Genomic DNA, 11,801 nt, shown 5'->3' with positions numbered 1-11,801 from the left:
AAAAGCGCTTGTCGCCGACAAAGGCTACGACAGCTGGCGGTTGGTTGATCTCATCGCCAGAACCGGGGGCTGCGCCAACATTCCAACCCGCCGGCACGTTAAGAATAAACGCGTGGTCCCGCCAGAACTCTATCGGGAGCGCAATCGCATCGAACGCTTCTTCTGCAGGCTCAAGCAATTCCGCCGCGCCGCAACCCGCTTCGACAAACTCGCGCGAAATTACATGGCCACCCTCAACCTTGCCTCGCTCCGAATATGGCTACGGCATGTTGAGTCCACGCCCTAGGATTGCGCTCACATGGCTGGTCAATGAACTCTCGGGCCTCGGTATCGCGCTCCAGCCGGGACAGGTGGTGATTACCGGCACCTGCGTCACGCCGATAGCGGTCGAGGCCGGCGACGAAGTGGTTGGCGATCTGGGCCGGTTCGGACGCGTCTCGGTGCGGTTTGCTTAGCGCTGCCTCGTGACCACACTCCTCACCGCCAACACCAGCACCGTGATGATGATCAGGATCACCGAGAGAGCGGCGATCGCCGGGTCGATGTTGTCGCGCAGCCCCATCCACATCAGGCGAGGAAGCGTGATGGCGTTGACCGAGGTGATGAACAGGGTGACGCCGATCTCTTCCCAGGACAGCACGAAGGACAGCAGCGCCGCGGTGATGATGCCGAACTTGATGTTGGGCATGATGACGCGGGTGGCGCGCTCCCAGACACTGGCGCCCAGCCCCCTCGCCGCAAGGTCGATGCGGCGGTCGAGCTGGCTCAGCGAGACCAGGATCAGCACCGTGGCGAAAGGCACCGTCATCACCGAATGCGCCATGGCGACGCCGAGCCAAGTGTCGTAGCCGAAGAACGAGCTGAAGCCTGAGACCGAGGTCAGCAGGAAGTAGAGCGTGATCGCCGAGACCACCGGCGGCACCACCATCGGCAACAGCACGAAGCCGACGAGCGCGGCGGTAAAGCGGGGCTGGAACATCCATACGCCGAGGCTGAAGCAGAGTGCCAGCACGGTGGAAATCGCACTGCTGACGATGCCGATACGGATCGACAGCAGGATCGACTGGAGCCAACGCGGATCCTCGATCAGCGAGCGATAGTGACGCAACGATAACTCGCCATTCGGCATCGCCAGCATGCGGCTCGGCGTCAGCGACACCGGGATGACGGCAAGCAGCGGCATCAGCAGAAACAGCGCCACCAACACGGCGAGGATCAGCGAGACGGGTCCGGGGCGATAGGTCGGCATCAGATCAGCTGCTTTGGCCTGACATAGCGGAACAGCAGCGCCATCAGCGCGCCGACGAACAGCACCAGCACGACGCTGATTGCCGCGCCCAGCCCCCAATCCGGGCTCTGGAAGATGCGGAGATAGATCAGTTCGGCGATCATGACGCTGCGGCCGCCGCCGAGGATCGCCGGCGTGACGAAGAAGCCTAGCGAAAAGACGAAGACGATCAGCGCCGAGCCGATGATGCCGGAGCGGGTCATCGGCACGAACACCGTCCAGAAGGTGCGCATGCGGCTGGAGCCGAGCCCGCGCGCCGCCAGCAGCACACGGTCGTCCAGACTGCGCATGGCCGATGCCAGCGGAAAGACGGCGAAGGGAATGAGGAAATGCGTCATGCCGACGATGACGCCGAATTCGTTGCGCACCAAGGCCAGCGGTTCCGAGATGAAGCCGATCGACTGCAGCCAGGTGTTGATCAGGCCGCGATTGGACAGAAGCGCCACCCAGCCGAAGGCGCGCGTCAGCACCGAGATCCAGAATGGCACCAGGATGCAGAATTCGGCGACGAGGCGTTGCGCCGGGCTGCCGCGCACCCAGACGACGGTGATCGCATAGGCGGCGGCGACGGATACAACAGTGACGATTGCCGCGATCCGCAGCGTGCGGATGAACACCGACTGGACCAGATCGTCGGTGAGCAGCGCCTGGTACTGGCCAAGCCCAGGCGTCGGCAGGGTGAAGCTCCACTTCACCACGCCGAGAAAGGGCCAAGCATAGGCGAGGACAAGGAACAGGAGCAGCGGCGCCATCAACAGCGCCGCGCCCATCCTGTCGGAGAGAACACCTCTCATCTCAGATCAGCATCCCGCTGTCAGGCGGAGATGATCTTGGTGTATTCGTCGAGCGCGGCGCCGTAGTTCTTGGCGTACCAGTTCATGTCGAGCGCGATCTGCTTCTTCATGTTCTCCGGATCGACGGGGTTGATGCGCTTCTTGTCGGCGGGGATCAGCGCGTCGGCCGCCGGATTGGCCGGGCCCTGCCCGAGCTTGTCGAACATGACGAGCTGCTTTGCCGGATCCTGCGCGCTGGCGATGAACTTCATCGCCGCGTCCTTGCCGCCGGGATTGTTCTTGAGCACGGCCAGCGCGCCGGGCGAGATCAGGCCCTGGTCCCAGATGAACTTGATCTTGCCGCCGGAATCCTGCTCGATCAGCGAGGCGCGGGTCGACCAGACGATGGCCATCGAGGCTTCGCCGTTGAGCAGCACGCTCTGGCTCTCGGCGCCGCCGCCCCAGTAGGCGACGACGTTTTCCTTGAAGGCCGCGATCTTGTCATGCGCCCGCTTGAGGTCGAGCGGGTAGAGCGACGCCGGCGCGATGCCGTCGGCCAAAAGCGCCGCTTCCCAGCTCGATACGCCCCATTTGTAGAGCGAGCGCTTGCCGGGGAACTTCTTCACGTCGAAGAAGTCGGCCATGCCGGTCGGGGCATTGCTGCCGTATTTCTCGGAATCGTAGGCGATGACATAGGAGAAGAAGTAGGTCGAGGCGGCATACTCCCAGCCAAAGCCCGGGCGCATCTTCGTCTTGTCGACGATCTTGTAGTCGATCGGCTCGAGTGCGCCCTGGGCGCCGAGCGTGATGGCGGAGAACGGGTCGACGTCGACCAGGTCCCAGGTCGGGGCGCCACTCTTGAACTGCGCCGAGATGGCGCCTTCTGTCGGGCCCGAGCCGTCCATCTTGACGGTGATGCCGGTGTCCTTGGTGAAGGCCTGGCCATAGGCCGCATCGTAAGCTGTGATGGCGTCGCCGCCCCAATTGACCAGCACCAGTTCCTTGGCCTGGGCGAAGGCACCGGTCGAGCGCAGCAGCATCGGCGTGCCGGCAAGCACGAGGGCTGCCAGCTGCGTGAACTGCCGGCGTGAAATCTCGCCGCGACCTGCCCTGGCGGACAGGCTGTCGATGGCCTGTTTCTTGGTATCATTTGTCATGTCAGTTCCCCTTTTTTGTCGTTGATCATTTCCGGAAGCCGGTGCGGCGGATCAGGCCGCGCCGGCGCTCATTGTCCTCCGTCCGGAAGGAGGAAACCTTTTTCCGCCGGCCAGGTCAGCCAGACGGAATTGCCTTTGCTCAGTGCCGCGGCGGCGACCTCGTTCGGCACCGAAACGGTCACCTTGGCGCCCTGCCGTGTGGTGAGATCAAGTTTGGTGGCGGCACCGAGATAGGTCGAGGCGATGGCGGTCGCGGCGATGCCGTTCTCGCCGACGGCCGCCTCGCGCGCGATCGACATGTGTTCGGGCCGGATCGCCAGGATGGCGTCGCCACGGACCTTCTCGGCCTTGCAATGCATGCTCACCGCGCGGTCCTCGCAAAGGCCGGTCGAGCCATTGTCGGCCGGTCGCACGCCCTTCAGCGGCAGCATGTTGATCTCGCCGAGGAACTCGGCGACGAAGCGGTTGTCCGGACGGTCGTAGACCTCGTCCGGCGCGCCGACCTGCAGCAGTTTGCCATGATTAAAGATGGCGACGCGCGACGACAGCGCCAGCGCTTCGCTCTGATCGTGGGTGACGAAGACGAAAGTGGTGCCGGTTTCCTGATGCAGGCGCTTCATCTCGGCCTGCATCTGGCCGCGCAGGCTCTTGTCCAGCGCCGAGAACGGCTCGTCGAGCAGAAGCACGCCCGGTTCGAACACCAGGGCGCGAGCCAGCGCCACGCGCTGCTGCTGGCCGCCGGAGAGCTGCGAGGGCAGTTTCTTCTCGTGGCCGATCAGACCGACGCGCTCGATCATCTCGCCGACGCGCTTCTTGATGTCGGCGGCCGATTTCTTGCGAACCTTGAGCGGGAAAGCGATGTTGGCCTCGACGCTCATGTGCGGGAACAGCGCATAACCCTGGAACACCATGCCTGCGGCGCGCTGTTCGGCAGGGCGGTCGGTGATGTCGGTGCCGTCGCTCAAAAGCTTGCCTTGGGACGGCTGCACGAAGCCGGCCAGGATCATCAGGAACGTGGTCTTGCCCGAACCGGAAGGGCCGAGCAGCGTCAGGAACTCGCCGCGGCCGATATTGAGCGACAGATTGTCCAGCGCACGGAACGAGCCGAAGCTCTTGCCGATCCCGATTGCCTTGATCTCTGCGGCCCGGCCGGGTTGCTGCATCCTGCCTCTTCCTCAGTCCCAGGCGGAAATCGTAGGCAGGCCGACGGCTCACCGCAACCGAATAGTTTTCGCCGGATCGGCAAATTTGATTCACGTCTGCGCGGCTGGCGCCATTTCGCCCTCAATAGGGCTGAATACGGCTCTCCGAGAGCTTCGACCTCAGCCACCCCGCGAACGCGTCCAGCACCGGGTGCGAAGCCTTGGCGTGTTCGGAGACCAGGAAATAGGAGCGCGGCGACTTGATCGCGATGTCGAACGGCCTGACCAGCCGGCCTTCGCTGAGTGCCCGGCGGCTGGTCAGTTCATCGCCCATGGCAATGCCCTGGCCTGCAATCGCCGCCGAGAAGACGAGGTTCATGTCGGAGAAGAAGATGCCGCCCTCGGTGTCGGGGTTTTCGACCTTGGACAGGGCCAGCCAGCGCGCCCAATCCTCTGTATCGTCGAGATGGAGCAGATTGGCGCGCAACACGTCCGCCGGCTTCGAAAAGCCGCCGACCTTGTTCAGCAGCGTCGGGCTGCAGAGCGGCGTGAACGAGATTTCGCACAGCAGCTCGGCCATGCGGTTCGGCCAGTTGCCGACGCCAAAGGCAATGAAGGCGTCAGCATCGGCATTGCTGACCTCATCGAGCCGCCTGGGGGTCAGGATACGCAGCGCCACATCGGGGTACATCTGACGGAATTCGCCAATATGAGTGCATAGAAACAGCGAGGCGAAGCCCGGCGTACAGGAGACGGCGAACGAACCTCCGACGCCTGTGCCGGCATCGCGCGTCACCGCATCGCCGAGAACGGTCAGCGCCTTGCGCACGTCACTGGCATAGCGCTGGCCGCGCGGGGTGAGCGCGACGCCCTTGCCGATGCGCTCGAGCAGATCGAAGCCGAGGTCGCGTTCGAGCAGGCGCAACTGGTGGCTCACCGCGCTGCGGGTGAGGTGCAGTTCGTCGGCCGCGCGCCAAACGCTGCCATGCCTGGCGAAACTGTCGAGGGCGCGCAGCGCCTGTGTGGATGGAATTCTCAAGAGGTGAACCGAATTTGCATGAACCGGGAAAACATATCACTTTTTGGCGAGCCGCTTCACTGCTTTCTTTGAGGCATGGACAAACCGGTGACGACATCGGCGCAAGACACAGCGCTAGCCTGCATCGACGGCATCCAGCCGCAGCTGTCGCAATGGACGCGCACCATTTTCGATTTCGGCGAGACCGCCTGGCGAGAATACCAGTCGGCGGCCTGGTATGTGACGCGGCTGAAGCATGAGGGCTTTTCCGTCGAGGAGAGCTCGGGCGGCATGCCGACGGCCTTTTGCGCCCACTGGACGAATGGCGCCGGGCCGACCATCGGCCTCTATACCGAATATGACGCCGTGCCCGGCAATTGCCAGGATGCGGTGACGGTAAAGCAGCCGCGGCACGGGCTTGGCGTCGAGGCCGGCGGCCACACCGATCCGCATTCGGGGCTGGGCATGGCAAGCCTCGGCGGCCTGCTCGCCACGAAGGCGGCGATGCAGCGCCACGGCATCCCAGGTACGTTGCGCTTCACCGGCGAGCCGGCGGAGAAGGTGCGCGGCTCGAAACCGATCCATGCGGCGAAGGGTTACTATGACGGCCTTGCCGGCATGATCTCCTTCCATCCCTTCTATATGCTGCCGCTTTGCAACACGGCGCGCTGGGATACGCATTGCGGTGCGGCCTATGCCATGATCTACCGCTTCATCTGCGACGAGCCCGAAAATTGGGTTCGCGCAAGCGACGGCGCGCCGATCCCGCAGGCGCATTCGGCGGTCCGCGCGCCCGGCGCCAACGACGCGCTGATGACAATGTACATGGTCTCCAAGGCGCTGCGCGATTCCATGCTGCCTCACCAGGGCGGCTGGTCGATCAGCGAGGCGATCCTGACGGCTGGGCAGGCGACCGCCGACAATCTGCCGGCCGGTCTCGCAGAGATCCAGTACATGATCCGTGTGCCGACCGTCGGGATGGCCGAACAGGTGACAGCCGTGCTCGACCGCAATGCCGCGGCCGCCGCCGCGATCAGCGGCTGCCGCCATGAACGCCATTGGGTGTCGAAGTCGCGCCCGGGGCTTGCCAATCACGCCATGGCCGGGATTGCCTTTGAAGCGCTTTCGACGGTCGGGCCGCCACGCTGGGACGAGGCGGCGCGGAAAATCGGCCGTGAAATCCAGGTCAATGCCGGGGGCGCCGCGAGCGAGAATCCGTTCATCGACGAGTTGGAGCGGCTGATCGCGCCGCAGGAAGCCGAGGCGATCCTGCGCCGCGACCTGCCGCCCTCGCAGGTGAATTCGACCTCGGACGACTACACCGACATGAGCTGGCATGCACCGACGGCAAGGGTCTATGTGGCGCGCCCGGCGCTGCGCTCGACAGGCGGCCACGCCTATCCGACCTGGGCGATGAACGCGCTGGGCGGTATTGCCGCCACCATCGATCCGATGGTCACCTGCGCGGCGAAAACGATCGCTCTGGCGGCGCTGCGCCTGCTCGAGGACGCAAAAGCCCGCGATGCGGCAATGGACGAGTTCATCACCCGCACTGGCGGCGGCGTTGGCGGGTCGAACTGGATCGCGCCGCTCTGCGACTACGAACCGCCGATCAACTTCCGCTGGCCGGAATATGTCACAACCGCGCGTGGCCGCGACTGGTGGATCCCAAGCAATGCATGACCCGACCAACCCTTGAGAACAAGCCCACGAGGAGAACCGCATGACCGTTCATGATCGCATCGTCGCCGAGCCGTTTTCGCTGCAGCGCCGCAATCCCAACGGCGGCACCAAGCCGCTGACATATTGGGGTTTCGCCAACGAGACCGACGTGCTGACCGACGTGCTGCTCGGATCGCCGAACTTCCTGCGCCATCTGTCCACCAGTTCGCTGTCGCGAAAACATCTGCGCGAGGCGCCCTGCAACGTCCAGATCGCGCAGGCGCAGCACAAGGACCTTGTCGCCGCCTACGAGCATTTCGGCGTCAACATCCACTGGCACGAGCCGACGCCGGAACTGCCGATGCAGGTCTATTCCCGTGATTCCAGCGTGATGACGCCGTATGGCGCCTTCATCACCGCCATGGCCAACTGGTGGCGGCGCGGCGAGAACTACGCGGCGATCCGCACCTATGAAAAGCTCGGCATCCCGATCTACGACATGGTCACCGCAGGCACATTCGAGGGCGGCGACTTCAACGTCATCGAGGACGGCGTCGTTCTGATCGGCTGCGGCGGCGCCCGTACGCAGGAGGAAGGCGCCCGCCAGGTGCAGTCATGGTTCGAGAAAGAGGGCTGGGAAACCCGCATCGCCTTCATCGACGAGTATTACGTGCATATCGACCTGATGGTCGTGCCGATCGCCGAAAAGCTTACCGCGGTGTGCCTCGCTTGTACCGACCCCGGCATCGTCGACTGGCTGAAGGGCAAGGGCCACGAGATCATCGATGTTCCGTTCCAGGACACGATGGCGCTCGGCTGCAACTTCATGTCGCTCGGCAAGGACAGGGTCATCGCGCCAACGTCGAGCCAGACGCTGATCGGCCAGCTCAAGGCGCGCGGCTTCGAGGTCGCGGCCATCGACATGAGCGAGATCTCCAAGACCGGCGGCGGCATTCACTGCATGGCGCAGGCGCTGAAGCGCGAAGCGGCATAGGGGAGCCGCTTCCGCCACTATTGAACGGCAGGCACGACACCCGCGCTGGATGGGTTCGTGAGATTGGCCCGACGCGTTGTCCAATTTCCATCAGGATGGACAACGCCCGGGATCGGTTTTACGAGTCAGGCGAACCAGCGGAGATGTTCGCGCGTCCCAATGAACAAGATCGATACCCACACCAGCAAAGGCAGCGACGAACGCTCGACTGCCACCAGCCTCTTGCGGCTGGGCACGCGGTTGAAGCTTTCCCGGCAGACACGCGGCCTGACCTTGAAGGCGCTCGCGGATGCCGCCAACTGCTCCGAGAGCCTGCTTTCCAAGGTCGAGAACGGCAAGGTCTCGCCCTCGCTTCCGATGCTCCACCGGCTTGTCGAGGTGCTCGGCACAAATATCGGCTGGATGTTTGAGGAGGCCGACGGCGAGGAAGGCATCGTCTTCCGCGCGGGAGCGCGGCCGTTGATCGCGCTCGATCCGCTGCGGCGCGGCGAAGGCATTTCGCTCGAGCGCGTCATTCCCTATTCGCCCGGCCATCTCCTACAGTGCAACATCCACCATATCGAGGCGGGTGGCGAAAGCGCCGGCCCGATCCAGCATGCTGGCGAGGAAGTCGGCTATCTCCTGGAGGGTGCCATCGAACTGATGGTCGGGGACAAGACGTTTCGCCTGACGACTGGCGATTCCTTCGTTTTCAATTCTGAACTACCGCACTGGTACCGCAATGTCGGCGATGAACGCGCCAGCATTTTCTGGGTAAACACGCCGGCGACGTTCTGATCCGACGCGGCTTCGCGCTCCTTTCGCCAATGCTAATTCAAGTCACTTGACAATCAATCAAGTATCTTGAATTATGCCTGTGCGCTCAGCGCCAGGTGAGCCCGATCAAGGGCCTTTTCGCAAAACCAAGGGGAACCGGAATGCGTCTTACCAAGATCCTTTCAGGCTGCGCGGCAGCCATCGCTATGACCCTCGCCCTCGGCTCTGCCTCCGCCATGGCCGAGACCTATGCGCTCGTCACCATCAACCAGCAGGCTCTGTTCTTCAACCAGATCAATGACGGCGCGACGGCCGCGGCAAAGGCTGCCGGCGTCGACCTCGTCATCTTCAACGCCAACAACGTGCCGAGCGCGCAGAACGACGCGATCGAGAACTACATCACTCAGAAGGTCGACGGCATCATTCTCGTGGCCATCGATGTCAACGGTGTGAAGCCGGCGATCACCGCGGCCAAGGCGGCCGGCATCCCGGTCATCGCCATCGACGCGCAGATCCCGAATGGCGACAACGTCGCCTTCGTTGGCGTCGATAACACCAAGGCCGGCGAGGATATCGGCAAGTTCTACGCCGACTACGTCAAGACCAAGCTGAACGGCACCGCCAAGATCGGCGTCGTCGGCGCGCTCAACTCGTTCATCCAGAACCAGCGGCTCGATGGCTTCAAGAAGGCCGTCACCGACAGCGGCCAGAAGGTCACTTTCCTCGACACGGTCGATGGCCAGAACGTGCAGGACGTGGCGTTGTCGGCCTCCGAAAACCTGATGACGGCCAATGCCGACATGACGACGCTCTATGCGACCGGCGAACCGGCGCTGCTCGGCGCAGTCTCCGCCGTCACCAGCCAGGGCCGCACCGGCGACGTCAAGGTTTTCGGCTGGGATCTGACCAAGTCGGCCGTGCAGGGCCTCGAAGAGGGCTGGGTCATCGCCGTCGTCCAGCAGGATCCGGCGGGTGAAGGCAAGGCTGCCGTCGAGGCCTTCGGCAAGCTCAAGAAGGGCGAGAAGATCGATCCGGTCATCAATGTTCCGGTCACCATCGTGACCAAGGAAAATGTCGGCCAGTTCAAGGACATGTTCAAGTAATATCCTCCCAGACGGCCGGGCCGCGCAACGACCTGATGGTCGCTTGCGTAGCCCGGCAACCGAATGAACATGCCGCTTTGAGACTGGAACCATGATGAGCGATGGCGAGACCTACCGCGTCAGGATGACCGGTATTTCCAAACGATACGGCCCGATCCAGACGCTTGACGAGGTTGCGCTGCACCTGAAGCCCGGCGAAGTGCTCGGGCTGGTCGGCGACAATGGCGCCGGCAAATCGACCCTGAGCAAGGTCCTGTCCGGCGCCGTCATTTCAGATTCCGGCACCATCGAGATCGACGGCAAGGCCGTCTCCTTCTCATCGCCGGCGGATGCCCGCGCCGCGCGGGTGGAGATGGTCTACCAGGACCTGTCGCTCTGCGACACGGTTGATGTGGCGGGCAATCTCTTCCTCGGCCGCGAACCGCGCCGCAGCGTTCTCGGCGTCCCCTTTCTCGACAACAGGCGCATGCATGACGAGACGCGCGCCATGCTCGACCGGCTCGGCATCGTCATCGCCGACACCAGGCTCAAGGTCGAAAACCTGTCCGGCGGACAGCGCCAGTCGATCGCCATTGGCCGCGCAGCCTCCTTCGATCCGTCGGTGCTGATCATGGACGAACCGACCGCGGCGCTTGCCGTGGCGGAAGTCGAGGCGGTGCTGGAGCTTATCCGCACCGTCAGCGCCCGCGGCGTCAGCGTCATCCTGATCACCCATCGGCTGCAGGATCTGTTCCTGGTCTGCGACCGAATCCAGGTCATGTATGAGGGGCGCAACGTCGCCGAACGCAGGATCGGCGAGACCAGCATCGAGGAGGTCGTCAACCTGATCGTCGGCCGGAAATTCAACGCGCGCTCGGCGCGCGCGAGCCGTGATGAGGCGGTACAGCCATGAATGCCACCTCTTCGTCAGCCGATATGGCGGCTCCGCCGTCCAGCCGCGTCCGCAAGAAAAGTTGGAAGGACGTGGCGCTCGCCAATGGCAGCGTCGTCTCGATCGCGCTGTTCTTCGTTGCCGTCTGCGCGGTCTTCTCGCTGATCACCGGCTCCTTCCTGACCACCCCCAACCTGCTGAACATCGTTCGCCAGTCGGCGCCGCTGCTGATCGTGGCGGCGGCCATGACCTTCGTCATCACCACTGGCGGCATCGATCTGTCGGTCGGCTCCGTGCTGGCGCTCGCCGCGACGCTCTCGGCCGTCCTGCTGCAGGCCGGCCTGCCCTGGCCGCTGGTCGTCGTTGCCATGCTGGCGCTGGGCGCCGCAATCGGCGCCTTGCAGGGGTTCTTCATCGCCTATGAGCGCATTCCGGCTTTCATCGTCACGCTTGCCGGTCTGTCCGTCATCCGCGGTGTGGCGCTGCTGATCACCGGCGGCTATTCGATCCCGGTCGAGCCGACGAGCCTGTTCGTCAGCATCGGCCGGGCTTGGTTCCTCGGCGTGCCTGTGCCGGCGCTGCTGGCGCTTGCCGTGCTGATGGTCGCCTATCTCGCCTTCAACCAGACGCCGTTCGGGCGCTACGTGACCGGCATCGGCGCCAATACCGAGGCTGTGCGCCGCGCCGGTGTCGATACGCGCTTCATGACGCTGTTCGTCTACATCCTGTCGGGCATGGCGGCAGCGTCGGCCGGCATCATTCTGGCGGCACGGCTCGGTTCCGGCTCGTCGAACTCCGGCCAGGGCTTCGAACTCGATGTAATCGCCGCGGTCGTGCTTGGCGGCACCAGCCTGTTTGGCGGGCGCGGCACGATCATCGGCACTGTTCTTGGCGCGCTGACCGTCGCGGTCATCGGCAACGGGCTGATCCTGGCGCATATGTCGCCATTCCTCACCCCGATCGTTACTGGCACGATCATCCTCATTGCCATCTGGCTCAATTTCCGCCTGTTCAAGGGCGCGGTGCGGAGCCGCTGA

At 63.9% G+C, this 11,801-nt stretch carries 13 protein-coding genes; 8 read left to right on the top strand and 5 right to left on the bottom strand.

Annotation, left to right across the window (positions count from 1 at the left end; genetic code table 11):
• Both A3AU_RS0115050 and A3AU_RS1000000137885 read left to right on the top strand, forming a co-directional pair.
• On the top strand, positions 1-286 hold a 286-nt coding region (locus A3AU_RS0115050; RefSeq protein ID WP_027053585.1), incomplete at its 5' end, for an IS5/IS1182 family transposase.
• Positions 267-455, top strand: coding sequence for a hypothetical protein (locus tag A3AU_RS1000000137885; RefSeq protein WP_245235487.1), 189 nt, complete (start codon positions 267-269; stop codon positions 453-455). The genes A3AU_RS0115050 and A3AU_RS1000000137885, both read left to right, overlap by 20 nt.
• Here A3AU_RS1000000137885 and A3AU_RS0115040 read toward each other — a convergent pair.
• From A3AU_RS0115040 to A3AU_RS0115020, 5 genes are all read right to left on the bottom strand, one after another.
• Complete coding sequence (locus A3AU_RS0115040; protein ID WP_027053584.1) at positions 452-1,249, bottom strand: ABC transporter permease; 798 nt, start codon at positions 1,247-1,249, stop codon at positions 452-454. The two genes, A3AU_RS1000000137885 and A3AU_RS0115040, sit on opposite strands and share 4 nt — an antisense overlap.
• Positions 1,249-2,082 (bottom strand): ABC transporter permease, encoded by an 834-nt coding sequence (locus tag A3AU_RS0115035; protein ID WP_027053583.1) that lies wholly within the window; start codon positions 2,080-2,082, stop codon positions 1,249-1,251. The genes A3AU_RS0115040 and A3AU_RS0115035 overlap by 1 nt, the downstream gene beginning before the upstream one ends.
• Before the next feature lie 20 nt (positions 2,083-2,102).
• Entirely contained in the window at positions 2,103-3,218 is a 1,116-nt protein-coding gene (locus tag A3AU_RS0115030) for an ABC transporter substrate-binding protein (RefSeq protein WP_027053582.1), read from the bottom strand.
• 68 nt (positions 3,219-3,286) lie between these two features.
• The gene (locus A3AU_RS0115025; protein ID WP_027053581.1) at positions 3,287-4,381 is read right to left on the bottom strand and encodes an ABC transporter ATP-binding protein; all 1,095 of its coding nucleotides are present in this window, start codon (positions 4,379-4,381) and stop codon (positions 3,287-3,289) included.
• Positions 4,382-4,502: 121 nt separating this feature from the next.
• Positions 4,503-5,399 (bottom strand): LysR substrate-binding domain-containing protein, encoded by an 897-nt coding sequence (locus A3AU_RS0115020; protein WP_027053580.1) that lies wholly within the window; start codon positions 5,397-5,399, stop codon positions 4,503-4,505.
• 75 nt (positions 5,400-5,474) lie between these two features.
• Between A3AU_RS0115020 and A3AU_RS0115015 the strand changes: the two genes are divergently transcribed.
• The 6 genes from A3AU_RS0115015 to A3AU_RS0114990 all read left to right on the top strand — a co-directional run bounded on the left by A3AU_RS0115015 (position 5,475) and on the right by A3AU_RS0114990 (position 11,801).
• Positions 5,475-7,061, top strand: coding sequence for a zinc-binding metallopeptidase family protein (locus A3AU_RS0115015; protein ID WP_032917397.1), 1,587 nt, complete (start codon positions 5,475-5,477; stop codon positions 7,059-7,061).
• 40 nt (positions 7,062-7,101) lie between these two features.
• A complete protein-coding gene (locus tag A3AU_RS0115010; RefSeq protein WP_027053578.1) occupies positions 7,102-8,034 on the top strand; it encodes a dimethylarginine dimethylaminohydrolase family protein in 933 nt (310 codons plus the stop codon).
• A gap of 159 nt (positions 8,035-8,193) precedes the next feature.
• Positions 8,194-8,811, top strand: a complete 618-nt coding sequence (locus A3AU_RS0115005; RefSeq protein ID WP_027053577.1) for a cupin domain-containing protein — start codon at positions 8,194-8,196, stop codon at positions 8,809-8,811.
• 140 nt (positions 8,812-8,951) lie between these two features.
• Positions 8,952-9,893 carry an ABC transporter substrate-binding protein gene (locus A3AU_RS0115000; protein ID WP_027053576.1) on the top strand — a complete coding sequence of 314 codons (942 nt, stop codon included), beginning with the start codon at positions 8,952-8,954 and terminating at the stop codon, positions 9,891-9,893.
• Positions 9,894-9,984: 91 nt separating this feature from the next.
• Positions 9,985-10,785, top strand: coding sequence for an ATP-binding cassette domain-containing protein (locus tag A3AU_RS0114995; RefSeq protein ID WP_418001066.1), 801 nt, complete (start codon positions 9,985-9,987; stop codon positions 10,783-10,785).
• Positions 10,782-11,801, top strand: coding sequence for an ABC transporter permease (locus A3AU_RS0114990; protein ID WP_027053574.1), 1,020 nt, complete (start codon positions 10,782-10,784; stop codon positions 11,799-11,801). The genes A3AU_RS0114995 and A3AU_RS0114990 overlap by 4 nt, the downstream gene beginning before the upstream one ends.

It is taken from the genome of Mesorhizobium erdmanii USDA 3471 (genome assembly GCF_000472705.1).
In the GTDB taxonomy this organism is placed as follows: domain Bacteria; phylum Pseudomonadota; class Alphaproteobacteria; order Rhizobiales; family Rhizobiaceae; genus Mesorhizobium; species Mesorhizobium erdmanii.
Note: the sequence above shows the minus strand (reverse complement) of the source record. Positions and strands in the feature narration are given on the sequence as shown.